Origin of the sequence: Vibrio sp. 10N.247.310.17 (assembly GCF_041466605.1) — a bacterium.
Lineage (GTDB): Bacteria > Pseudomonadota > Gammaproteobacteria > Enterobacterales > Vibrionaceae > Vibrio > Vibrio tasmaniensis_A.
Window position 1 is genome coordinate 1 of record NZ_JBFSTC010000049.1, and the last position, 25,044, is coordinate 25,044.

Annotated in this window: 22 protein-coding genes; 11 read left to right on the forward strand and 11 right to left on the reverse strand. The window is 43.1% G+C overall.

Annotated features, from left to right (window positions below):
* Positions 1-208: 208 nt before the first annotated feature.
* The gene (locus AB6D80_RS14225) at positions 209-343 is read left to right on the forward strand and encodes a hypothetical protein (RefSeq protein WP_012600279.1); all 135 of its coding nucleotides are present in this window, start codon (positions 209-211) and stop codon (positions 341-343) included.
* Positions 344-518: 175 nt separating this feature from the next.
* Here the strand turns inward: AB6D80_RS14225 and AB6D80_RS14230 are convergent, their stop codons facing one another.
* The 3 genes from AB6D80_RS14230 to AB6D80_RS14240 all read right to left on the reverse strand — a co-directional run bounded on the left by AB6D80_RS14230 (position 519) and on the right by AB6D80_RS14240 (position 3,239).
* Positions 519-1,136 (reverse strand): glutaredoxin domain-containing protein, encoded by a 618-nt coding sequence (locus AB6D80_RS14230; protein ID WP_012600280.1) that lies wholly within the window; start codon positions 1,134-1,136, stop codon positions 519-521.
* Positions 1,137-1,204: 68 nt separating this feature from the next.
* On the reverse strand, positions 1,205-2,095 hold the full coding sequence (locus tag AB6D80_RS14235; RefSeq protein WP_017097059.1) for a DMT family transporter: 891 nt from the start codon (positions 2,093-2,095) through the stop codon (positions 1,205-1,207).
* A 154-nt stretch (positions 2,096-2,249) separates the two neighbouring features.
* The gene (locus AB6D80_RS14240; protein ID WP_029225491.1) at positions 2,250-3,239 is read right to left on the reverse strand and encodes a porin; all 990 of its coding nucleotides are present in this window, start codon (positions 3,237-3,239) and stop codon (positions 2,250-2,252) included.
* A gap of 376 nt (positions 3,240-3,615) precedes the next feature.
* Here AB6D80_RS14240 and AB6D80_RS14245 point away from each other — a divergent pair, with 376 nt between their 5' ends.
* Positions 3,616-4,629, forward strand: a complete 1,014-nt coding sequence (locus tag AB6D80_RS14245; protein ID WP_372188866.1) for a succinylglutamate desuccinylase/aspartoacylase family protein — start codon at positions 3,616-3,618, stop codon at positions 4,627-4,629.
* Positions 4,630-4,841: 212 nt separating this feature from the next.
* On the opposite strand, the gene AB6D80_RS14250 is transcribed toward AB6D80_RS14245, so the two are convergent.
* The 4 genes from AB6D80_RS14250 to AB6D80_RS14265 all read right to left on the reverse strand — a co-directional run bounded on the left by AB6D80_RS14250 (position 4,842) and on the right by AB6D80_RS14265 (position 7,585).
* Positions 4,842-5,291, reverse strand: coding sequence for a PTS sugar transporter subunit IIA (locus tag AB6D80_RS14250; protein ID WP_009845709.1), 450 nt, complete (start codon positions 5,289-5,291; stop codon positions 4,842-4,844).
* The gene (locus tag AB6D80_RS14255; protein WP_009845708.1) at positions 5,288-6,544 is read right to left on the reverse strand and encodes a PTS ascorbate transporter subunit IIC; all 1,257 of its coding nucleotides are present in this window, start codon (positions 6,542-6,544) and stop codon (positions 5,288-5,290) included. Before AB6D80_RS14255 ends, AB6D80_RS14250 begins: the two co-directional genes overlap by 4 nt.
* 10 nt (positions 6,545-6,554) lie before the next feature.
* Positions 6,555-6,824, reverse strand: a complete 270-nt coding sequence (locus AB6D80_RS14260) for a PTS sugar transporter subunit IIB (RefSeq protein WP_009845707.1) — start codon at positions 6,822-6,824, stop codon at positions 6,555-6,557.
* Positions 6,825-7,108: 284 nt separating this feature from the next.
* Positions 7,109-7,585 carry a hypothetical protein gene (locus AB6D80_RS14265; RefSeq protein ID WP_009845706.1) on the reverse strand — a complete coding sequence of 159 codons (477 nt, stop codon included), beginning with the start codon at positions 7,583-7,585 and terminating at the stop codon, positions 7,109-7,111.
* A 420-nt stretch (positions 7,586-8,005) separates the two neighbouring features.
* On the opposite strand from AB6D80_RS14265, the gene AB6D80_RS14270 reads away from it, so the two are divergent.
* From AB6D80_RS14270 to AB6D80_RS14285, 4 genes are all read left to right on the forward strand, one after another.
* Complete coding sequence (locus AB6D80_RS14270) at positions 8,006-8,626, forward strand: hypothetical protein (RefSeq protein WP_017100968.1); 621 nt, start codon at positions 8,006-8,008, stop codon at positions 8,624-8,626.
* A 441-nt stretch (positions 8,627-9,067) separates the two neighbouring features.
* Positions 9,068-10,276, forward strand: a complete 1,209-nt coding sequence (locus AB6D80_RS14275; protein WP_009845705.1) for a NupC/NupG family nucleoside CNT transporter — start codon at positions 9,068-9,070, stop codon at positions 10,274-10,276.
* A gap of 339 nt (positions 10,277-10,615) precedes the next feature.
* A complete protein-coding gene (locus tag AB6D80_RS14280) occupies positions 10,616-10,885 on the forward strand; it encodes a hypothetical protein (protein ID WP_012600286.1) in 270 nt (89 codons plus the stop codon).
* 45 nt (positions 10,886-10,930) lie between these two features.
* Positions 10,931-11,542 carry a trans-aconitate 2-methyltransferase gene (locus tag AB6D80_RS14285; RefSeq protein WP_017100967.1) on the forward strand — a complete coding sequence of 204 codons (612 nt, stop codon included), beginning with the start codon at positions 10,931-10,933 and terminating at the stop codon, positions 11,540-11,542.
* Positions 11,543-11,650: 108 nt separating this feature from the next.
* Here AB6D80_RS14285 and AB6D80_RS14290 read toward each other — a convergent pair whose 3' ends face one another.
* The gene (locus AB6D80_RS14290; protein ID WP_372188869.1) at positions 11,651-12,859 is read right to left on the reverse strand and encodes a DUF3541 domain-containing protein; all 1,209 of its coding nucleotides are present in this window, start codon (positions 12,857-12,859) and stop codon (positions 11,651-11,653) included.
* 273 nt (positions 12,860-13,132) lie between these two features.
* Here AB6D80_RS14290 and AB6D80_RS14295 point away from each other — a divergent pair, with 273 nt between their 5' ends.
* Positions 13,133-14,488 carry a diguanylate cyclase gene (locus AB6D80_RS14295; RefSeq protein ID WP_017097049.1) on the forward strand — a complete coding sequence of 452 codons (1,356 nt, stop codon included), beginning with the start codon at positions 13,133-13,135 and terminating at the stop codon, positions 14,486-14,488.
* Positions 14,489-14,652: 164 nt separating this feature from the next.
* Positions 14,653-16,224, forward strand: coding sequence for a DEAD/DEAH box helicase (locus tag AB6D80_RS14300; RefSeq protein ID WP_372188872.1), 1,572 nt, complete (start codon positions 14,653-14,655; stop codon positions 16,222-16,224).
* A gap of 938 nt (positions 16,225-17,162) precedes the next feature.
* Here AB6D80_RS14300 and AB6D80_RS14305 read toward each other — a convergent pair.
* Entirely contained in the window at positions 17,163-19,220 is a 2,058-nt protein-coding gene (locus AB6D80_RS14305) for a DEAD/DEAH box helicase (protein ID WP_372188875.1), read from the reverse strand.
* A gap of 308 nt (positions 19,221-19,528) precedes the next feature.
* On the opposite strand from AB6D80_RS14305, the gene rnb reads away from it, so the two are divergent.
* Both rnb and AB6D80_RS14315 read left to right on the forward strand, forming a co-directional pair.
* Positions 19,529-21,535: an exoribonuclease II gene (rnb, locus tag AB6D80_RS14310; RefSeq protein ID WP_372188876.1), complete on the forward strand. Its 2,007-nt coding sequence runs from the start codon at positions 19,529-19,531 to the stop codon at positions 21,533-21,535.
* 114 nt (positions 21,536-21,649) lie between these two features.
* On the forward strand, positions 21,650-22,456 hold the full coding sequence (locus tag AB6D80_RS14315) for an AraC family transcriptional regulator (protein ID WP_017099793.1): 807 nt from the start codon (positions 21,650-21,652) through the stop codon (positions 22,454-22,456).
* A gap of 257 nt (positions 22,457-22,713) precedes the next feature.
* Here the strand turns inward: AB6D80_RS14315 and AB6D80_RS14320 are convergent, their stop codons facing one another.
* Positions 22,714-23,076, reverse strand: a complete 363-nt coding sequence (locus AB6D80_RS14320; protein ID WP_371701875.1) for a DUF3024 domain-containing protein — start codon at positions 23,074-23,076, stop codon at positions 22,714-22,716.
* Between the two features lie 253 nt (positions 23,077-23,329).
* Here AB6D80_RS14320 and AB6D80_RS14325 point away from each other — a divergent pair, with 253 nt between their 5' ends.
* On the forward strand, positions 23,330-24,145 hold the full coding sequence (locus AB6D80_RS14325; protein ID WP_009844791.1) for a phosphate ABC transporter substrate-binding protein: 816 nt from the start codon (positions 23,330-23,332) through the stop codon (positions 24,143-24,145).
* Between the two features lie 195 nt (positions 24,146-24,340).
* Here the strand turns inward: AB6D80_RS14325 and AB6D80_RS14330 are convergent, their stop codons facing one another.
* Positions 24,341-25,027: a MaoC family dehydratase gene (locus AB6D80_RS14330; RefSeq protein WP_009844790.1), complete on the reverse strand. Its 687-nt coding sequence runs from the start codon at positions 25,025-25,027 to the stop codon at positions 24,341-24,343.
* Positions 25,028-25,044: the final 17 nt, after the last annotated feature.

The following is a 25,044-nucleotide window of genomic DNA, read 5'->3' on the forward strand; positions in this document are numbered from 1 at the left end:
CATCTGTAGGATCGTTCAACTGATCAGGAAAATGCTTAAATGATCAGTGTTAGCTCTCTTGAGCTGCTTTTTTTATGGATGTTTAAATGAAAATTTTAATTGTAACTCAATGGTGAGATTACATTGAGAGTGTGATTTAGATCTTGTTTTTGAGCGCTTTAAGTGTAGAATCCGCGCATAAGAAAATCGATTATGTGCGGAGATAAGCATGAATTACGAACTAGGCCACGCATACCTTGGTCAAATGGTAGCAAAAAACATGATGCACGAAGCATTGTATGGCAAGCCAAAGCCCAAAAAAGCATCATTCATTAAGCGAATGATGAAGAAAATGGCGAAATAAGCATTTTTAAAAACGGATTTTAAAAAGGCCTTAAACTTACTGGTGTCCAACTATTGGGGCTAGTTCAGTTTAAGGCCTTTTGCGTTTTAGCGATTAATGAAGGTCATCGCTCGTTTTGTTGTGGATGGACACAAAAAACACTGATAAAGCTTCTGACTAATGACTGTTACTGAATTCAGCCTGTCGATTGGTTGGATAGGTCGACAACATTATTCGGGATGGTATCTAAACCGTTCTCTTTCATCCACGCTTCTAAGTTGTCAGCTCCACCAATGTATTTACCATCAAGCCAAATCTGAGGAACTGTTACTGGTGTTTTCTCACCAATGTGCGCTTTGACCTCTGGAATCATACGATACAAAGCTGCGCTGTCTTTTACGACATCGTGGTATTGGTATTCAACACCCGCTTCATCAAGCATTTTCTTGGCCTTAACGCAGAATGGGCAGGTCGCTTTTCCGTAAACAATGTTGCCTTTTAGGCTGTCTCGTTTAGTCCACTCTTTAATCACAGATTGAACCAAAACACCGCGATTAAGCGCTTCACCTTGGCTGACTACCTTGCCTTCAACAACAAGAATAGGAGCATGCCAAGAACCCAGTTTTAGCGGCTCCCACCAGTGAGATAACCAATCTTTCACTTCCAGTTCAACATCGACATCTGATAACTCATTCTCAAAAGTATCCTTAAGAATGTCTTTGGTAAGGGTGCATTCTCCACATGGGATGTTAACTTTAAATGGACCCCAGCTGCCTGCCCAACGGTATAGTGTAATCTTGACTGGTTTCTTCATGCTTACGGCCTCGTTTGAATTCGCTTATCCATATAGAACGGACAGTCGAACTATTTATTTCATCGATCCTAAACTTTCTTTATTTTCGCCGGTTTTTTCGTTTCCCAATGGGTAATAAATGCAACTGACGCAATAATAATAGCAGCCCCTAGCCATAAACGACCCGGTGGAACCCAACTAAATACAATCCAACCCGCTAGAACATTTAACGGTAATTTTGCGTGGTCAAAAGGTTGCACAAACGAAGCATCAGCAACAGAATAGGCTTTTACAATTGCCCATTGAGCGAGTGCCGTCATAACACCGATAACAATCAAGATAGCCCAAATTGTACCGCCGCTTGGAGTCTGCCAATCTGGCGCGGCAAGCAGGATGTTAAATGGTGTGATTAATAGCAGCAAGTACACCACCATGGTTGAAGGACTGTCTTGCGAAGAGAGTTTTTTCACCATGAGTGAGTAGCATGCCCAGAAGAAAGCTGCGCCAACCGGTAGCAGTGTTGCCCAGTTAAAGTCTTCTGCCCACGGCTCTAGAATCACCATAGCACCAGCGAAGCCGGCTAAGGTCGCGCCCCAGCGAGCTGCCCCAACTTTCTCTTTGAGGAAAAGTCCTGAGCCTATGGTTGCAAACAATGGCGACGTCATGAGAAGGGCAATGCCTTGCCAAATAGGTACTGGGTAAGCCAATGCCCATATCCAAAGTTGAATACCAATAACAGACAAGAAGACACGGAATACGTGCAACTTTAGGTTGTCGGTTTTTAGCGCGCGGCGAATGCCCAGCGTTTTCAGATAAGGAAGAATAGCGAACAACGCGATGGCGTATTGAATGACGGCAACGGTGGTAGAAGTAAGTCCGAAATGAATGCTAGCGACTTGAGTTAGGCTATTAATAACGGCAAAGGCTAGGCCTGCGGTTAGCATCCAGCTAGCGCCTTGGATCGGATGGTGTTGTGACATGATGCTTCTAATTATTTGATGTGGTTCACCTATGATACGGATTTAGCACCACTTAACCAGAAAAAGCATTGATGAAGTTGGTCAGAATATTTGAATATGAAAAAGGTTGAGCAACCGCCCAACCTTTCTAGTCTCTATCTAAAGTCGATTTAGATTAGAAATCGTAGCGGACACCTAGGCGAAGTGTGTCTTCACCAGCTGTCACGATACCTTTTGCATTTTTAACTTCGTCTAAACCGTTAACGTAGTAAGAAAGGTATGTGCGGAAATTGCTGTTTAGTTTGTAGTAACCAGCTAATTCAATACCGTCGACAGCGTCTACTTTTGCTCCGCTGTTGATTTCATCTTCTTGGTAAGTATATACGACTGCAGCAGATACTTGCTTGGTGAATTTGTATTGCGCTGCAAATTCCATAGCAGTGAATGACTTAGCATCGGTACCTGTCGCTTTATCATCTAGGTCGCCTGTTGAATAAGTTGCAGCTAAGTACAGGTTGTCTAGAGAATACGCTAGGCCGGCAAGGATTTGGTCTGCGCTACCTTTATTTTCCCCTAGGTCTTCACCTGAGTAGGCTAGGCCAAGATCTAAGCCCATTGGCAGTGAGTAAACACCAGAAATGCCGTAGCCGTCAGAGTCTTTTTTGCTGTTGGTTTGGTAAGTGGCTTCTAGTTGCAGGGCATCAAAGCCGCCACGGTATGCAAATACACCATCTTCTTTATCAGAAGCTGCACCGAATGCTTGCTGCACACCAGAAAACTCAGTGATATCTGTAAAGTCAGATACGATAACTGAAGCCATATCTTGGCGACCGACAGAAACGGCTTGGCCGTCAAAATCAACACCTGCGTACATGTAACGGTTTTCAAACTTATCAGAACCTGTGTCTTGCTCTGCTTCGTAGAAACCGAATGCCGTTGCAGTATCTGTAAGTTCTGTTTTACCACCAAGGTTTAAACGGAAACGAGTTTTATCTTTCATTGAACCTTCAACTTCAGCACCACCAGAACCAATGAAATCACCACGGAATTCTGCACGACCGCCAATTTTAAGTTCTGTACCATCAGAGCTGTAAACCGTTGCTGCTAACGATGAACCTGAAACTAGTGCCGCTACCACTGCAGAAGCTAGAACTGCCTTTTTCATAATCACTTACCTTGTATTTTAAAATCCGTGAGCAATGCGCTCTCCGTTTCGATATGAAACTAATCTAGAGCAGCTAAATTAAGCTTTCATTTCTGTAAAATTACATTTTCGTGAATAGGGAACTTTTTAAGTGTTGATTTTATTGCACTTTTATTTCAGGAAATTGAGTGGTTTGTGAATGGATATACCACTCGTATTTCCTTATTCGGTTACTTTTTCAAGTTTCTATTTGGGCGAGGTGATAATGATATGGGTGAACCTTATGGTGAGGTTAGAGCTTCTTCATCTTATTAACTGTTTGTACTGATTAAGATATCCTCTATGATGCCAAAACTTAGAAAAGAATAAATTTTGCTCAACAAGATGGAGACGTTGGATGAAAACAGAGTACTTAGGCGATGTTTTACAAGGTAGGCAGGTTATTGGCGCCTTAAATGTTGAAGACTTACCGATTGGAGAGCATCAGTTTTGGTTTCAAGTAACCAGTGATGGGTTAGGGCAACCTAAAAACATGCCGGTTTCTGTTTTCAAAGGCAGTCAAGACGGCCCGAAGTTGCTGATCACTGCCGGGATTCATGGTGATGAGCTAAACGGTGTGTTGGCTGCTCAGCAAATTATCCGAGATTTAGTAGGCAACACATTAAAAGGCACGGTGACAGTTGTACCAACTGTGAATTTGTCTGGCTTGCTTAACCACAGCCGCGATTTTATCTCTTCGGATCCGGGCTCTTGCCCTGCCAACCTTAATCGACTCTTTCCGGGGGATGCACACGGCTTAGCCGCGGAGCGATTCGTCGCATCTCTGTGGGATCGCTTACTCAAACACAACGCGACATTTGCTGTTGATCTGCATACCCAAACTCGTGGTGCCGTGTATCCACTTTATGTGTTTGCTGATTACCGAGTAGAGCAATGTTTGGAGATGGCGAGGTTAATGCAGCCCGATTGTGTTCTTAATGATCCCGGCGATCCGGGTATTCTTGAAACGGTCTGGAATCGAAGTGGAATTCCGAGCATTACAGTGGAAGTCGGGATGGGGAAATTTACTCAACCTGACATGATTCAACGAGCCGTAGATGGTGTTTTTAATATTCTTTCTTACTACGAGATGCTTGATGCTGAAGGTTTAAGAGACAAAAAGCCACTGCCGAGTATAGATTGGATAGAGGGCAATAATGTGGTGTCTATCCGCGCTGATATTGGTGGCTTTGTGTTGCCTCAGGTCGAGCTTTTACAAAGCGTAGAGCAAGATGATCTTTTGGCGATTCAATATGACGCTTTTGGTAACGAATGTCGTCGTTATCATGCGCTGTCTGCCGGACGTGTACTTAGCTATAACGTGGATGCATTAAGGGAGCCAGGGGCTCTTGTCTGTCGACTATTGAGTTGAGATGCTTTTAGTTGAGAAGCTCCCAGTTGAAAAGCTCTTAAGTAGTAAGCTCTTAAGTAGTAAGCTCTTAATTGGTAAGCTCTGAGTTGAAAAGCTCTTCGGCGGGCGTCTCTTTGTCAATCTGGTGCATCGTCATTTGAAACGTGTAAAAAAAAAGACCGAGCAGGGCTCGGTCTGATAGTTTTTCTCGGGAGTAACAGTTTTTAGCGTAACTAGTATCGCTTTAAGATCTCGATGATCTCTTGCTCTGTTTCCGCTGCGATAATGGCATCAATGTCATCATCATTTTGGAACAACTCTGATAGCGCCATAATAGTATGGATATGGCTATCTGAGTCCATCGCTGCCAGAGTGATTGAAAGGTAAACGTCACCGTTGTCTTCCGACTCTAAATCAACACCCTTTTTGAATACTGTCACCTGCAGTGATGCTTCGTTCACACCATCTTCAGGACGAGCATGAGGCATCGCAATCTTTGGTGCTAGAACATAGTACGCGCCGATGTCTTTGTGCTTTTGCTTGATAGCTTCAACATAGCTTGCTTCAATTTTCTTGCTTGCTAACAGTGTTGAACAGGTTAAATCAATCGCAGCATCAACCGTTAGGTTCTCTTCAGAGTTGATGATAACGCCTTGGTTACCGATTAAATCGAATAGGCTCATGAAACAATCCATCCTAGAATCAGACCAACAACACCGAAGTCGAAGTCAGCAAATGTTGTCGCTTCAAGCCCAAGACCACCTAGTACTGGAAGTAGTAGCATTGGTAGGAAAGAGATACACAGACCTTGCGTGAATGAACCTAGAATTGCACCACGTAGACCGCCAGTCGCGTTACCGTAAACACCTGCCGCACCACCTACGAAGAAGTGTGGAACCACACCCGCTACAATGATTGTCCAACCAAGTGCACCTTGAACTGCCATTGCTAGTAGACCAGCCGCGAAAGAACAAAGGAAACCGATTAGTACCGCGTTTGGTGCTACTGGGAATACCATAGGGCAGTCTAGAGCAGGTTTTGCACCTGGTACTAGTTTGTCAGAGATACCTTTAAATGCAGGAACGATTTCAGCAATTAGCATCTTCACACCTTGCAATACGATGTAAACGCCACCAGCAAAGATTAGAGATTGCATGAAGGTAAATACAACCCAGTTTTGACCGCTTGATACTGTTTCTACAAACTCGCCGCCCGCAATAATAGACGCAAGCATGAAGAAGATAGCCATTGTTGTTGCTACGGCTACTGGCGTATCACGCAGGAACATTAAGCTTTTGGGAACTTGGATGTCTTCTGTTGATTTTGATGTGTCACCGAATTTGCTACCAATGAAGCCAGACACGATGTAAGACAGTGTCGAGAAGTGACCAATAGCCAGTTGATCAGTACCCATCACTTTTTCAGTGTACTTTTGGCCTAGCGCTGGCATCACAACCATTAATGTACCCACAATGATAGAGCCGATTGCGACTAGAACTGTGCCTTCAATGTTTGCTGTAGACAGAATTACCGCTACTAGCATAGACATGAACATTGTGTGGTGACCCGTTAAGAAAATATATTTTAAAGGAGTAATACGAGCCAATAAAATATTCACAACGAATGCGAAGAACATAATTAGAGCCATTTCATAACCGAATGCTTCTTGTGCTAATGCAACAATTGCTTCGTTATTTGGAATAACACCACTTACGCCGAATGCTTCAGTAAATACAACTGAGAAGTTATTTAGTGCGCCAACAAGAGCGCCAGCACCAAAACCTAAAATTAGGAAACCCATTACGGTTTTAATTGTGCCTTTTAGAATGGTGGAAATATCAGCTTTCTGTGCAACAAGGCCAATGAAAGCAATTAAGCCTACCATGATTGCTGGCTCTTTTAATAAGCCGAGCATGAATTCGAAAAAGTTCTGCATAATTTTGACCTTACATGAAAGTTTTTAGTTGTTCTTCGATTGATGCTTTGTCAAAAATATTTTTAAGGCTGATTATGTTCTCTTTTCCGCCTTCTTTCAGTTGGTTTGCAACGTCTGTCGCTGCTACCCAAATATCCGCGTTGCTTGATGCAGCTGATGACAGATCTTCGTGATCAACTTCCGCTTCGAAACCGATTTTTTTAGCCACTTCTTTCACTGCCATTTCCATCATTAGTGAAGTACCAAGGCCGTTACCGCAAACTACAAGAATCTTTTTCATAATATTTGTCTCAATTGGATTTTAGGGGTTGAGAAACTGCGTTCTCTTATTGTGTGGGAGCATAGTAATGGAAATATTGAGATTTCAATAAGATCTCCATCACAAAGCTAAAATGAGATTGTGATGGAGGTCTCGCTTGTGTGTGGTAAAAATCCAGAGTGAGACTTTGATCAAATTTAACTTTTCACACGAATATGCAACGTATCTATTGAGAAAGGTTGGGGGGAATGTATTTGTCTATTGGAATGTAAATATATAGAGGGTCTGTTGAAGAAAATAGAGAATTAATCGTATCGACCGTAGTCGGTAAGCATTTTCTTAAGCATGCTATTAACGTCTTTGGTCTTTTTATTTCTTTTAGTTAGTTGGCTAAGAGAAGTCGGTTTTGGCGAGGTAACATTTTCACCATCTATTTCTTCGGTTTTATCTTTCATTTTCTGTACGGCAGGCAATAACATTCTAATTTCTTCATTATTGATATTGGTCAGAACCACAATATTTTCAGATTCAACTTGGGTAATCGTTAATATGCCATGCTTAACGGATTCAACCTTTTCACCAATCATAATTGATTCAGGTGCGACAGAGCGATCGGTTAACTGACCTGTACGTAATTTCGCTGCACTGATAGCGCGGATATTTCCGGTGTTTTCAAACGCAACAATAACAGTATAGGTATTATAATACTCAACTACTGTCACATAGCCGTGTCTATTTGTTTTGAATCTAGCTCCATTGTTCATGTCGTGCGGAGCTTCCATTTTCTTCACGTGTTTCCTCTCTTAGTCTCAATGGCAGTTATATCTAATCAGCTCGTCTCGTTTTATAGATAATGAATGGGTGAGATAATACAAAGTATATACGCATCTAAACTTAAGATGAATCTTGAAGTCATAGTAAATGAGGGAGAACACAGAAAAGTGGTAATAATCACACAGAATTAACCGAGAGGTTACGCAGCTCTCTACATAGGTTGAACATATCACATTCATTTCATGATCTTCATTTACAACGCCTGCTGCTTAAAGTTTTATTGGGTAATTACTCAATAAAACCAACCTGATATGTGAGCCAATTTATATAAATAAGAATTGTATAAATTATTGATTTAATGAATGTTTACTGAGTAAGACAATTTTTGTTAGAACACCATCTTCAAAACAATAAGATAGGTAAATCTAATGACAAAACTCGTCAGTTTGCTCCTTGCCACAATCACGCTAGGGCTTTCAGGTTGTGCAACAGTATTAACTCCAGAACAGAGTGCGCCACAATTGAGTGTCGTACCTCAAGAAAAAGCACTGACTATTGCAGTGATTGATAAACGCCCATACGTTTTAGACCAAGATAAAGAGCCAAAGTTTGAGGGCATTATTCGTAGTTCTCTCGGTATTCCTTATTCACACAACACGGCGACACAACAGCCGATGTCTCAGTTTTTGACGGATAGACTTGTTGCGGGCTTAAAGAAGCAGCAAGTGACGGTGGACTCAGTCGAGACGACACCAAACGAAGACATCACTAAAGTCGCTGAGCAGATGAAAGCGTTCGACAATAAGTCGATGATGTTCGTCTTGAATGAATGGAAATATGATTTCCATGCGTTTACGGATAACTCTTGGTACAACGTAAATGTGATTATTTACGACGAAGTAGGTAAGAAACTGCTGAGCAAAAACTTCCAAGGCGAGAACGATGTGCCAGATGGTGGTGTGATCATTAATGAAATGCAGCTTATCTATAAACAACGTTTCGAAGAGATCTTCCAAGACGTTGAAGTGAAAAGTGCATTGCTTAATTAATTTTGCCCATTTCGATAATATCCTTTAGAAAGCCACACTTTGTGGCTTTTTATTTTAAACTTCCTGCCTCGACGTTCTTTTTGACTGATAAGTTAAAAATGACGATAAACACTGCGTTTTGTTTAATCCTTGACCGCGCGATCGTTTGCGTTGAAAAATGTGATGAAAGTCTCACTTAACTGTTTATACTTCTTTTCCGGTTTTAAGCCGGTGCTTAGCCAATACAAGCCGTCACATGGATATGTGAATGACCCCACGGACCGGACCAGCTACGTTCCACTGCTTGTATAAGGTGATTTTTACATGAACAACTCGTTGTTACATTCGCTAACCCTGTTAGCTCCTTCATCGCGTAGCGTTTTGCTTGCGGTTCTTTGTCCTATTCCTTTGATGTCATTCGTTTGGCTCATGTTCACTCTTTAAGGATTACTAGGACACATTATGAATATTCTATTTGGTTTTGTCGGTGTTCTTGCACTGATTGCTTGTGCGTACCTGCTATCTGAAAGTCGTTCTTCGATTAACTGGAAAACAGTCTCTCGTGCACTATTACTTCAAATCGGCTTCGCGGCTTTGGTGTTATATTTCCCTTGGGGACAATTGGCGCTAACAAGCCTAAGTAATGGCGTTTCTAGCCTGCTTGGTTTTGCAGACGCTGGTATCGCATTCCTTTTCGGCGACCTTGCAACTGAAGGTTTCATTTTCGCGATACGCGTACTTCCAATCATTATCTTCTTCAGTGCTCTGATTTCTGCACTTTACTACCTCGGCATCATGCAAAAAGTGATTCAAATCTTGGGCGGGGCGGTGCAAAAACTGCTGGGTACCAGTAAAGCTGAATCCTTGGTAGCGACAGGCAATATCTTCCTTTCTCAGGGTGAGTCTCCTCTTCTTATTCGTCCGTTTTTAAAGTCTATGACTCGTTCGGAATTGTTTGCTGTAATGGCAGGTGGTATGGCGTCGGTAGCGGGCAGTGTGCTTGGTGGTTATGCTGGTTTAGGTGTTGAACTTAAATACCTTATCGCCGCAAGCTTCATGGCAGCTCCGGGTAGTCTGTTAATGGCGAAGATCATCGTTCCAGAGCGCAGTACACCAAGTGACTATGACCATATCGAACTCGATAAAGCTGACCAAAGCAACGTGATCGATGCACTGGCAAGCGGCGCGATGAACGGTATGAAAGTCGCAGTAGCTGTCGGTACTATGTTGATTGCATTCGTGAGTGTGATTGCGATGGTGAACACTGGCCTAGAAAGCTTAGGTGAGACGTTCGGTTTTGCCGGTATTACGCTGCAAGCTATCTTTGGTTACCTGTTCTCACCACTAGCATGGCTGATCGGTATCCCGAGTGATGAAGTATTGATGGCGGGTTCTTACATTGGTCAGAAGATCGTAATGAACGAGTTTGTTGCTTTCATCGATTTCGTTGAGAACAAAGCTCTGCTATCTGAACACAGCCAAGTCATCGTGACGTTTGCTCTATGTGGTTTTGCTAACATTGGCTCTATCGCAATTCAGCTAGGTTCAATCGGTGTTATGGCACCAGAGCGTCGTGCTGAAGTGGCAAACTTAGGCTTGAAAGCAGTCGCTGCTGGTACGCTTGCAAACCTAATGAGTGCGTGTTTAGCGGGTATCTTCATCCTGCTTTAAGCGAGATTCAGTTCAAGCGCTTAAATTCAGTTGAAGCGGGCACCTTTCTTGCGGATTTAACGTGAGAAGGGTGTCCGCTTTTTTGTGCCTGCTCGTTAAGTTGATTCAGATTTCGAACCACCACTTTTATTACTATGCGGTGTATAAGGCTCACTCGGAAGAGTAATAGAGCAAGCCTGTTTTATCCGATATACTTGAATATCATTAGGTTGCGATTAATAGCATTCGGCTTCAATTAAGAAAATCCGGTTTCTATTAAGAACACTCGGTTCCGAATAAGAATATTCCGTTCCGACTAAGAATACGGCAACCAAGCTCAAATTTATCAAGGGTCTCTCTATGAACATGCGCGTTCTCATCGGTCTTATTGCTACCTTCATTGGCTTGTTTGCGATGGTTTATCTTATTGCTGGTGGTACTCAGTTTCCTATCTATCAGTGGCCGCAAGAAGCGTATCTCGGTTTGGTGTTTAGCGTAGTATGGGGCACTGGCGTCGCAGCATCGGTGGCTTATGTCTTTTCAGCTTTGGTGTTTGTGACTGTCGCCGTGGTTTGTTATGCGGTCGGTTATAAGATTGGTGGACTCTTTTCTTCAAATTCTGACGTCTAAGTTTATTGAGGCGTACTTATGTTCATTGAAGTGAGATTTGTTTGAATGCACTGGCTCGATCGTTGGAAAGTGTATCGCTATCATCGAAAGCAGGCTAACCGCTCGAATGGCGATAAGGCTAAAGCTTTAGGGTGGACCAGCGAAGAGAGCCAATTATGTCGCTTTGAAGTGATTGCTCGTTCGGCTGACTTCGAAAAGAAGAGTATTTTAGATTTAGGTTGTGGCTATGGCGAGCTGTTTGAGCTGCTCGATAGCATCTATCGCATTCAATCTTACACCGGCGTTGACCAACACGCAGGCTTTTTAAAGAAGGCGAAGCAGAGCTATACAGAAGATCGTTGTCGGTTTTTGTCGGGTGATATGAGCCAAATGAGCCTTGAGGTACACGATGTAGTTATCGCCAGTGGCTCATTGAATTACATCTCTCGCGACTCGGATTATCTGACTAACATGATTACTCGTATGTTTGGACTAGCGAATCAGACGGTGATTTTTAATCTGCTCAATTCAAGCCAATATCCTTCACGCAATACCTTGATGAGTTATCACCCTCAAGGTGTCTATCGTTTCTGTAAAACACTCTGTGACGATGTTTCCTTGGTAGAAGGATACGCAGAAGGGGATTTCACGATAGTGATGAACAAAATCTGCCCCTGAACATAAGACTAAGCTTGAGTGAAGTGATTGTTTGGTAAGAGTTAAAAAGCCGCAGACCTTGAGAGATTTGCGGCTTTTGGGGTTTTAAAATCAACTTAAGTATTACTGCTAGTGCTTCAGCGGTTGATTTTCAAGCAGTCCGTAAGGGATGTTAGTAAATACTTTTGGGTTACCTTCATAAGTCGGTGCTTCGTTCACTTGCTGCCAATCGAGTAGCATGATAGCGAGTACGTTGCGGTGCTCTCCATACTTGAGATCAAAATCACCGGTGACTGAAGGGATCATACCTTTTGTCTTATCGATAGATGCCTGGATTGCGAGCCTAGTTTTCTCTACAACCGGGTCATTCTCTAGACCGGCTAATAAGAAAGTCAACCCAACCTCAGCAATCACATCCTCTTTAGCTCGTAACAGGATAGTATCGATGTTTTCTCTGAAGTAATCGTAGATCCATTGGTGTTCTTGCTCGCTTACTTGGTGCTGGTAATACTCAGAATTTCCAAAGATCACATGTGTCATACCATAGATCTTATTGCCGTATTGCTGGCTTGAAAGCTTCTTGTCGTTATCGTCTGGGTAGGCTTTTTTGAAGGTATCGACAAATTCATCAACGACATCTTGTTCACCCAATTGGCGTAGCCAGTAAACTTGATTAGCGAGTTGGGCTGCCCACGCTTTCACCATATCTTCATTGGTCACGTATCGTGAAAAGTCATAACGACGAATAATCTCGCGCAGTTTGACATCGTTCTTGTGTTCTAAACCGTACTCATTGGCGCGCGCCATAGAGCCGAGAAGGTCAACACCAAGATATAGATATTCTGGCATGTGCTTGGTGATGTTGTAGCGTCGAACACTGCGTTCATCGCTGTCGCCAACATAGGAAGCAACACGCTTTTCTGAGTACAGTACGATTTGTTCCATGGTGTGAACATCATTCGACAAGCGGCTGAGCTTACTTGCGACACGTGCCATGTCACTCCATACCGCGGCAGAATATTTGTCGTCTAATGTTTGTCGATACATACGCAAACCATAGTGACCCTCTTTGAATGCAGGCAGAGTGTAAAGTTGGCTTTCGTAGGTTGTGCGAATCAGATCGGCGGATTGTTTAAAAGATTGCTCTTGAGAGTCGAGAACACCAGCTTGTAATTGAATACTTGGTACGCTTGTTGCTTGTATGTTAACAGGCTCTTGTATAGTAACAGTCTGTTGTGTGTCAAAAGCCGTTAGCGTATCTGAAGTAGCTTGTGCGTGAACCGCAACCGCAACTGAGATTGATAACAATGTGCACAGAGTTAGCGTTTTTAGCTTCATGTTCGTAAGGTACCAAGCTGATTAATTGTGAATATAAAATAACACTCATGAATCTTTCAATGTAAGGTTTTGGTCAATACATTGTAATCTTTAATAAGATTGATTCGATATTTGGTTCAGTAATCAATGTGTCTAATGGACTTTAAGTGATGAATGACTCAATAATGAAATGAGCACTAGGCTAAGTGTATGTATTTAAATAGCTTAACGGCATACTTAAAGAGTTAGTCTGATATGAGCAAATTTAAGAACAAAAAGGTTTAGGGGGTCTGAATGCCAAGTGGTTCTAGCAAGCAATGGCCTGCCAAATTATTATCTTTACTGTTTTTTTTAGTGGTAATGAGTGCTATCGAGTTTTTTCACTCTAAAGAGTTATCCTACCTGAAAGATGAATCCTACTCTGAGGCAAAAAAGCAGCTATCGATCATTCGTTCTCGAATCGAAGCCGCGATCGTGTCAGATATGTATATCCTCAATAATTTTTCGACCTTAGTGACCATAAACCCTGATGGTGAGGTGAAAAATTGGGACAAGATTGCTGAAAGTATTATTAAAGATGGTTTCCATATTCGTCTTATTGGGCTAGCCAAAGACGACATTCTAAACTTTGTTTACCCTATGGAAGGCAATGAGCAGATTCTCGGTATTAATTATCGTGATTATCCAGACCAATGGGAGTCTGTTGAGATAGCCCGTAATCTTGGCAACACCTTTATTGCTGGTCCTTTTGAGCTGTTTCAAGGTGGCCAAGCTATCATTACGCGAACTCCGATCTTTCGAGACCCGCCTTTTAACGAAGACTATTGGGGTGTATCCAGTGCCGTTATTAGTTTAGATGAGCTGTTTGAAGATGTCGGAATTGGGATACTCGAAAACAAGTATAAACTCGCGATTCGCGGTGCAAACAGTTCGGGTAAAGATGGCGCGGTCTTTTATGGCTCTCAGGACGTATTTGATAATGCTTTTGTGACTGAACAGGTGAGCTTTCCATACGGTGGTTGGTACCTTGCTCTCTCTGGTAATGAGCATGTGTTGATGGATGTGCAGTGGTATCGAATTCAAGCAGTAAGGTTGGTGGGTTACACCATAATGTTAGTGCTGGCGTTTGCCTTCTTTACTATTTATCGCCTGTACCGAATTGCAGATAGTCGCTCTATGCATGATGAACTCACCATGCTACCTAATCGTCGATACTTTATGTACAGCCTAAAGCAGGCGTTCAAAGTCACCCAAAAGCAGAGAGCAAGAACCTTTGCTGTGGTAAATATCGATCTTGATGGCTTTAAAGCGATCAATGATACTTTTGGGCATGCGGCTGGCGATCAGGTGCTTATTGAGTGTGCTAATCGCATTAAGAGCGAGTTACGTGGTTCAGATATCGTTGCGAGAATCGGTGGTGATGAGTTCTTAGTTTTGTTACCACGTATTATTGATGATCAACATGTATCGTCGATTGTAGCTAAACTTCGAAGAGCGATATGTAGCACACCTGTTGTTTATGATACGCACTCGATTTATCTTCGAATTAGCGTTGGTTGGGTAATTCATAGCAATAACTACAGTGATGTCGATGCACTACTCAAAGCGGCTGATGAAAAAATGTACGAACAGAAACGACAAATTTTATAGGTTGGATTGGATCTGTTATTAGAATTTAGTTGCTGAATGTGGGGAAAAGCCTCAGAATACCGCGCTTTGCTCTTTATCAATCCTATTGATGAGCGAAAGCTGTAGCAACGACTTCTTTCTGCGCGTTGCTCATACTAAATGTTATTCAACTGAGAAAATAATCTATGAGTTTTACCTCCCTTGGCCTTTCTGAACCGATCCTTAAAGCTATTGAAGCACAAGGTTACGATAAGCCATCACCAATCCAAGAGAAAGCCGTACCAGCTGTCCTAACGGGCAAAGATGTAATGGCCGCTGCTCAAACAGGTACAGGTAAAACTGCTGGCTTCACGCTACCTATTCTTGAAATGTTATCAAAAGGCCCTCGCGTACGTCAGAACCAAGTTCGTGCACTAGTGCTAACACCGACCCGTGAACTTGCTGCGCAAGTGAATGGCAGCGTAGTTAAATACGGTATTAACTTACCGCTTACTTCTACGGTCGTGTTTGGTGGCGTGAAAATTAACCCTCAGATGCAAAAACTTCGTAAAGGCAGTGATGTGTTGGTGGCAACACCGGGTCGTCTACTTGACCTATACAACCAAAATGCAGTGCGTTTTGATCAGCTAGAGATTCTAGTATTAGATGAAGCTGATCGCATGTTAGACATGGGTTTCATCCGCGACATCCGTAAGATCTTGGCTTTCCTACCGAAGAAGCGTCAAAACTTACTGTTCTCTGCAACGTTCTCTGATGATATTCGTAGCTTGGCTAAAGGCTTAGTAAATAACCCAGTTGAGATCTCGGTAAGCCCTGCAAACTCAACAGCACCAACTGTTGAACAAAGTATTTATCCAGTAGATAAAAAGAAAAAAGCGCCAATGCTAGCTAAGCTGATCAAAGATAATGATTGGCGACAAGTGTTGGTGTTCAGCAAAACAAAACACGGTGCAAACAAGCTTGCTCGTTTCCTTGAAGAGCAAGACATCACTTCTGCTCCTATCCATGGTAACAAGAGCCAAGGCGCGCGTACTAAAGCCTTAGAGAACTTTAAAACCGGTAAGGTACGAGTACTCGTAGCGACCGATATCGCTGCTCGTGGTATTGATATCCCACAACTTCCTCAAGTGGTTAACTTCGACCTTCCAAACGTATCAGAAGATTACGTTCACCGTATTGGTCGTACTGGCCGTGCTGGTGAAGTTGGTAAAGCAATTTCATTGGTTTGTGCAGATGAAGTGGGTGAGCTATTCGGTATTGAACGCCTTATTCAACAAGTACTGGAGCGTCGTGAACTGGAAGGTTTTGCACCCGTAAACAAATTACCAGAATCTCGCTTGGATTCGCGTCCGATTAAGCCTAAGAAACCGAAAAAGACACGCGAACACTCGGATGGCCAACGTTCTGGTGAGAATGCTCGCGGCCATAAGCCAGCAGGCAAGAACAAGCGTCATGTAGCAGGTAATGGATCTGCTCCAAAGCGTAAGCCTAACTCAGGCAACAAAGCTTCAGACAGCAACTCTGCAGCTGCTGGTGATGATAAGTCTTTAAGAAATAATGGCAGCAACTATAAGCGCGGTAATAAGCCTTCTACGAATAGTTCTGGCAAGCCAGGTGGTGCAGGTAAACCTAAAAAGTCTGGTTTCGGTGGAAATAATGGTTCGAGCAAACCGTCTAACAAGTCAGCAGGTAACAAGCCTACAGGTAACAAACCTTCACCATCTAGAAGCCGTTCTAAGCCTGCATCTCAGAAATAGTAGCTCTTTGGTAGACAGAACGTTGAGCATAGCTTTGCAAAGATTATGTAACGAGATCGCTTCGTAGGAGGGTTCTCGTTCATTGACGACTTCCTGCTATCGAACTCGAACAAGCGCGAATATTGAATTTCAATGTTCGCGTTTTTTTATGGGTGTAATTAGGGCGTGTTGACCTTTCGCGGTTAAATTTTGTTCGAGCTAAAAGTGTTTTAATCGCGGCGAGGGGGAAGTCGCCTAGTCATTCTAAGCAAATCTCCCTCAACAAAGATTAAAACGCTTTTAGCTGAACCCTTTGGGCAGCGTTTGCTGGTCATTTCTACTACGTTATCGGCTTCTCATGTAGGCTAGCTACACATCAAAGCCTCTGCCTTGTATAAATACCCAGCAACTCGCTGCAAAAACCAGCTCGAAAGATCAACACGCCCTAATTTCTACTCGATTAAGTTAACTAGAGTGAATCGAACCAATGCACGTAATCCGCCTAGCCCCCTTCCCTTTTCTCTGCTTATCATTGCCGATAACTTTTTGCTCGATTTCTCAATTGCTCAATTGCTCAATGTTTGCATCAAAAAGATCACAAGAGTTGGGAATAGTGAACGACGAAATCCGATCTTCTTTTAATTGCATTCGAGTACAACTCTACGAATAAATGAACTGTAACGTCGCTTAGATGGCCTTCACTCATTGTTTTAGTATCTTGTAGCACGTTATTTCAATATAGAATTAGAACGCGATACAGCTAAGTTTAGGCGCTAACATTAGATATAGGGACGACGTTTAGTTGAAGTAAGCTGCCGAATATATAGAACTAACCAAAGCTTAAGTTCAAATAGCAGGCACAAAAAAGCCGAGCACTAAGCTCGGCTTTTAAATTCGCTATTTAAGCTATTCACCTATAAGCACTTGGCTTGTAAGTTTCACTTAAAACTAAAGGTTGATTAACCTTCGTTGCGCTCTGGACGACGACCGCGGTTGCCGCCATTGCCTGCTGCGTTGCCATGGCCACGTTCGCCACGGTGGTTACCACGGTGATCGCCACCACGGTTACGGTCGAAACGACGCTCGCCATCACGGCCGCCAGCTGAGTTACCATCACGTGCGCCGTCACGGTTGCCACGGTAGCCACCACGACCGCCATTGCCGCCTTCGCGATTACCGCCTTCACGGTTACCACGGTAGCCGCCGCCATCACGACCGCCACGACCGCCATCACGACCGCCATCACGACCGCCGCCACGACGAGGCTCACGGAAGTCGTTGAAATCAACAACTACAGCGCCAGCTTCTTTTTGACGAATACGAAGTTTGCTTAGCTTACCAGCAGTTTCAGAGTTCATTGCTTTTGGCAGTTGAACGTAAGTAGAACCTTGGTCTAGCTTGATAGCACCGATAGAACCTTTAGTTAGGCCAAGTTCGTTTGCTAGTGCGCCAACGATGTCTTTAACCTGAACGCCTTGCTCACGGCCAACTTGTAGTTGGTACGTATCCCAATCTTGCGTATTGAAGTTACGATCGCCACGACCATTGTCACGGTCTTCACGACGCTCTTTGCGACGGTTCTTATCACGCTCAATAGCAGCGATCATTGGGTCTTCGCCAACGTAGAATAGAGGGCTCTTACCTTGCTGACGCTTAAGAAGCATTGCAGCTAGAGTAGCAGCATCAACTTCTAGAGATTCTTGTAGTGTAGAGATTAAACCTGCGAAGTTTTCTAGAGCTTTGCTCTCTTTCTCAGTTTCAAGCTCAGCACCAAGCTTAGCAACACGTGCAGCAGCAACTTCGTCACGTTGTGGAAGTTGGATTTCTTCCATTTGAGACTTAGTTACACGCTCGATTGTGCGAAGCATACGGATTTGGTTAGTGCGAACTAGTAGGATCGCTTTACCTTTACGTCCAGCACGACCAGTACGGCCAATACGGTGGATGTAAGATTCAACATCGAATGGGATGTCGTAGTTAAATACGTGAGTGATACGTGGAACATCAAGACCACGTGCTACAACGTCAGTTGCAACTAGGATATCGATAACACCTTGTTTGATGTGATCAACAGTGCGCTCACGTAGAGACTGAGGAATATCACCGTGCAGTGCAGCAGCTTTGAAGCCACGTGCAGATAGCCAATCAGCTAGACGCTCAGTGTCTTGACGAGTACGTACGAATACGATTGACGCGTCAGTTTCTTCAGTTTCAAGAAGACGAGACATTGCTTCGTCTTTTTCTACGCCTTTAACAACCCAGTAGTTCTGCGCTACTTTGTCAACTGTGTGGTTAGTACCAGCAACGTCAACTTTAGCCGGGTTACGTAGGTAACGGTCAACAATAGTCTTAACCATTGGAGGCATAGTCGCAGAGAAAAGTACACGTTGTGCAGATTCTGGAGCTTGCTCTAGGATCCAAGTAACGTCATCTACGAAGCCCATTTTTAGCATTTCATCTGCTTCATCAAGAACAAATGTATGTGCTTCATCTAGGTGTAGACGGTCACGAGTTAGTAAGTCTTTAACACGACCTGGAGTACCAACAACAATGTGAGCACCGCGGCTTAGAGCGCGCATTTGGTCAACAATTGAAGCGCCACCGTAGATTTCAAGAACTTTAAGACCTTTGATATCACGGCCTAGGTTTTTGATTTCCGCAGCAACTTGAATCGCTAGCTCACGAGTAGGAGCCATGATGATTGCTTGTGGTTTATGTTGGTTCAGGTTGATTTTGTTAAGTAAAGGCAGAGAGAATGCTGCTGTTTTACCAGTACCAGTCTGTGCTTTACCTAGTGCGTCACGGCCTTCAAGAAGAAGAGGAATAGCTGCTGCTTGGATTGGAGTCGGAGAAACGAAACCCATGCTATCAAGAGCTGAAAGAATGTTTTCGTTTAGGGCTAATTCATTAAATTGAATTACAGATTCGGACATTGGGATCCCACTAAATATAAGTAAACAAAAGGTCCCGGGAGCTCTATCAATTCCAATACTGATCCAATCAGATACTGATTCCATTCAGAGTTACGAAGCAGTAATAAAACACTTCAAGCCATTAGGGACGTCTAAGGGAGGCGGATTATTCCTTAAATGCATAAAAAAAGCCAGAAAAAATTGAAATACATCACATATTTTTCGGTTTTACATCAACACTGGCTATCATATCGTCAAAACTTGATGAATATCTCGTCACAGCACCAAACTTCTAGCAAATTGACCTACTTAAATAAGAGGGCAATTAATTTACGCTCACTTCGCCTTTAAGTAGTAATCAAGCCTCGCAATGATTATAGTGTGCTCAATTGTCCTCGATAGATAAAAGTCAAATGTTTCAAGATAATCCTCTACTCGCTCAACTCAAACAGCAAATCCAAGAAACCCTCCCTAAAAAGGAAGGTACAATCAAAGCCACTGAAAAAGGGTTTGGTTTTCTCGAAGTCGATAGCAAAACTAGCTTCTTCATCCCACCGCCGTACATGAAAAAATGTGTGCACGGTGACAAGGTGATTGCCATCATTCGCACTGAGAAAGAGCGCGAAGTTGCAGAGCCAGAGGAGTTGATTGAACAGGGTCTAACTCGTTTTATTGCACGAGTTAAGCTTTTCAAAGGCCGATTGAACGTTGTTCCAGATCACCCGCAACTGAAAAAACTGCAGCTTAAAGCGAAAGCAAAGAAGGGTTTGAACCCTGAAACGCTTAAAGAAGGCGACTGGGTTGTTGCTCATATCGTTCAACACCCGTTAAAAGGTGACAACGGCTTCTTAGCTCAGATCTCTGAGAAAATCACAGACGCTGACGACAAAATCGCGCCTTGGTGGGTAACGCTAGCGCAAAATGACCTACCAAACAGCGAACCTGAAGGCATCGACGACTGGCAGATCAAAGACGACGCAGATCTTGAACGTATCGACATGACTCACGTCCCTTTTGTGACTATCGATGGCGAAAGCACAAAAGATATGGACGATGCGCTTTACGCAAAGAAGAAAGAGAACGGTGATTTTGAACTGACTATCGCAATTGCTGATCCTACCGCTTACATCTCTCCAGATGATGCAATGGATAAAGTGGCTCGCGAGCGTGGTTTCACTATTTACCTGCCTGGTCGTAACATCCCAATGTTACCTCGCGATCTAGCTGACAACTTATGTTCACTCATAGAGAACGAAGTTCGCCCGGCACTTTGCTGCACAGTAACGGTATCTAAAGATGGTGTTATCGGTGATGACATTAACTTCTTCGCTGCAAACATCAAATCTCACGCTCGTCTTGCTTACGACCACGTATCAGACTGGCTAGAAACAGGTGCATCAGAGAAATGGCAACCGTCAGAAGAGATCGCTGCGATTGTTTCTGACCTTCACCAATTTGCTCAAGCACGTTCAGCGTGGCGTTCTGCAAATGCGGTTGTGTTCCCAGATCGCCCTGATTACCGCTTTGAACTAAGCGAAGACAACGATGTTGTCGCTATCCACGCGGACATGCGTCGTAGCGCAAACAAGTTGGTTGAAGAGTCGATGATCAGCGCGAACATCTGTGCAGGTCGAGTATTAAAAGAGAGCTTTAACCAAGGTGTCTTTAACTGTCACTCTGGTTTTAAAGCTGAGAAAGTAGCAGACGTTCTGGAGCTGGTTAACCCAGAAGCCGAAACACCGTTTACAGAAGAGCAGATCGTTTCTCTAGAAGGTTTTGCCACTCTGCGCCGTTGGTTAGGCTCTTTAGACAACAGCTACTACGATAACCGAATTCGTAAGTTCCAAGCTTACAGCGAGATTAGCAATGAACCTGCGCCACACTACGCGATGGGCTTAGATATTTACGCGACGTGGACTTCTCCAATTCGTAAATACGGTGACATGATTAACCACCGTATGCTTAAAGCACACATATTAGGTAAAGCACCGATTCAAACACCAGACGAAACCATTGGTGATGAACTTGCTCTGCACCGCCGTCACCACGGTATGGCTGAGCGCAATGTAGGTGATTGGCTGTATGCTCGCACTCTAGTAAATGCTCCAGCAGAAGAAACTCGTTTCCAAGCAGAGATCTTCGACATTAACCGTGCTGGTATGCGTGTACGTCTACTTGAAAATGGTGCTGCAGCATTTATCCCTGGTTCTCTCATTCTTAATAATAAAGAAAGAATAGAGTGCAACGGTGATATGGGTACTGTATCTATCGATAAAGAAATGGTATACAAACTGGGAGACGTTTTAGAAGTAGTTCTCTCAGAAGTTAATCAGGAAAACCGTAACTTGGTAGCAAAACCTACACAAGTTTTTGCGGACTTGCCTAGCGAGCCTGAAACAACAAATGAAACCGAAGCCTAATTTCTGATAGGTTTACTTCTAAAGGCGCTAGTTATTAGCGCCTTTTTTGTAAATGTCTCATGCTTAAACAATACTAAAAAAAGCAATTAATCTACAACGCCAAAGAAGCTCACTATGCCATCAATCACGGTCACTCAATTCAGAAACTTTATTCCCAGGAAACGCGAACGCTACCCCGCCTCTAAAAACGGTATCTTTATGGTATCGAAAGGAAGCATATCTTTTATGCTGCCTAATGGCACCCAAGCCTCGTTAAAAGCGGGAGATTTCACGCTTTACAATTCTGGTCAGATTAAAGACATCACGGTCGACACTGAAAATGGTGAGTTTAGTGCGATTTGCTTAGATTTTGATTTGGCAATTTTCCAAAAGTTCATAAATCAGTTCAGTGATTTAGAATCCACTCAAACTCCAGATAAGTACATTAAGTTCAATCAAACGGATACCGAAATATGCCAATTGAAAGAGCTCATCATGTCTCTGGCCAATTCATCGACTCAGAATGATTACGCACTCACCCAACTAGGCTTAGGTTTACTGTCTTTAATGGTCGAGCAGTATCCGGAACTATTAGCGATTATTAGCCGAATTTCTAGATTGACGGTGACACAAAAGGTCATCCATTACATTGAACAGAACATAGAAAATAATATCTCACTCGACACCCTAGCCAGCTATATGGGGATGTCACCAGCCACACTTAAACGCCGTTTATCGGCGGAAGACCTTTCGTTTTCAAACCTCTTGAAGATAAAGCGGATCGCCCACGCAGCCACACAGCTCAGAACATCGAACAAATCGATTACTCAAATTGCTTATGAATCCGGATTTAAAAGTGCGGCGCATTTTAGTACTGCCTTTAAAACCTATCACGGCAAAACACCAAAAGATTTCCGGTCTTTGGTTTCACAATCTTATTAATACCAATCGTAGAAAATCACTGATCACTTACTCACTGTGATTGGTATAACTACGCAATCTTATTGGCATAATTTGAAGTGACATCCATCATTTATAGTGATGCAGATAGTTTTAGTAACATAGATCGTATTACTGACGCAGATAAGCTTTATTAACGTAGACTGTTTTAGTGACTCAGATAGGTTGTAATGTGGTGAGTTAAAAAAAGGTTGTTCGTTTTAGGTATCAAGCCCCTCGCAAACATCTCAACAGAATAATCACGACCAGAAGTACGATTTAGGGTCTTTTTCTATTTCAGACAAAATAGCATCAAGATCCTTCGATTGAGGTAAGTAAGGATAAGGCCCCCAATTTACTGAATCGGTTTCTACATCACCTTCTAGCGGCACCATTACCAACCAACATGACAGTGACTCATCAAAACTAACGCAGACGATCTCATTTGTGTAATCGCTATGAGATGAGTCGAGCAGATAATGAGCCTGAGAAAACAGCACACCACCCTCACACTCTTCATAAAGGGATTTGCCTAGCTCGACAGGTAAATTGCGATTTCGAGATGTACAGAGCTTCTCAGCTCCAATTAAAAGACGATTCAGTTCGATATGAATGACGGACATAACACCCCTTGTAACTTCATAGAAACTTCTAAGTAGTGAATTCCTTTATTTAGCTTAGGACTCAACCAACATTTTAGCGAACTAGCGCAAACAAAATACCCGTCCTGCTTCCAGAAACGAATCCTGTTTTTGTAAACCCAACTCGCTTTCACTCATCAAGCTAATAGCGACACATTGAGCGGATAGAATTTCACAAAATTGTCATATAACCGACCTATCATAGCCACCAAATGTTATTAACTAGGAGTTGTTTATGTTACGAGTCGCGCTTGCCTCTCTTTTATCCTTAGCCCTGTCTTCTCATGCTGCTTTTGCACAAGAAACCAATATTTCGGGCTCCACTTCGGTATCACGTGTGATGGATGTATTGGCTGAGGAGTACAACAAGACTCACCCTGATAACTATATTGCTGTTCAGGGCATCGGTTCTACAGCGGGTATTACCATGGTCAATAAAGGTGTCGCTGATATTGGTATGAGCTCGCGTTACTTAACTGACCGCGAACAGGGCGAAAAATTGAAGGTATTTCCAATTGCCTTTGACGGCCTAGCCGTCGTAACTAACCGTTCAAACGGTGTAAGCAACGTTACACGTGAACAGCTATTCGATATCTACAAAGGAAAAATCACAAACTGGAAAGCCATAGGTGGTGCGGATCAACCTATCGCAGTTGTAACTCGTGAAGCTTCTTCTGGTTCACGTTACAGCTTCGAGAGCTTACTTGGTTTGACAAAAATCATTAACGACCGTCTAGTGTCTGACATCAACCCAAATAACTTGGTTGTAAACAGCAACAGCATGGTAAAAACGATTGTTAACCATAACCCACATGCGATTGGATTCATCTCTGTTGGCTCTATCGACCGTTCGATCAAAGCAATCACATTTGAAGGCGTTGAGCCGACATCTAAGAACATCGCCAACCACAGTTATGAATTGGCTCGCCCATTCTTATTGCTGCACAAAACTGAATCAGTTTCTGACGAGAGCAAAGATTTCATTAAGTTCGTGAAGTCAAAACAAGGGCAAGATCTTATCGAAGAGTACGGTTACACGCGCATCAAGTAACTATAAACGCATTAAGTAGCTACAAACACATTAAGTAACTACACGCGTATCAAGTAAGATAACGACTTTTGTGATGTTGTTAGGATGCTGATGATATCGCCTTGATAGACAAAAACAAAAAGAGAGAGCCTTAAGCTCTCTCTTTTTTTTGAATCTATAATCTTCGCTAAAAGCAATTCTACTTATAAAAAAGCTCTAGAAGTGAAGTTGAATCACCGAAACAATCACAGCACCAGGACGACGGATACCTTCGATTTCTACGCGAATTTCGCGTTCAATCTCTAGGCCTTTCTTAATTGGCGTTACTTTTGTTAGCGTACTTTTAGCGCGAACGTTACTGCCCGATTTTACAGGGTATGGGAAACGTACTTGGTTAAGGCCAATGTTTACAACCATCTTCGCCGTTGGGAATTGAGATTTGTCAGGATCAACACTGTCTGTCAGTCGAGGAAGCAGAGACAAAGTCAGAAAACCATGTGCAATGGTTGTTTTGAACGGAGAATCTGTTTCAGCCTTAGAAGGCTCTGTATGAATCCACTGCATGTCTTCAGTAACGAGGCCAAACTGGTTGATTCTGTCTTGGCTTACATTGATCCAATCACCAGTATGGATCACTTCACCGATCTGCTGTTCAAGCTCATCAAATACAAGCTGTGCTTCTGGCTTAAGTACTATCTGTGGTTCGACAGGCATCTCTGGCGCATCTTCATTGACAGCAGGTTTGTGGTGATCACGAACCCACGCAAAGAAATGACTATTTTGCGTGCGATTCAGAAAGTCTCCCCAGTAATCTCTAAGAGCTGGAGACATCCATTGCATAAACTCTGAGTGTTGCGAAGACACGCTGTCGCCTCGGTGTTTAAATAAATCAATGACTTTCATAAGAACCTCAATGCACA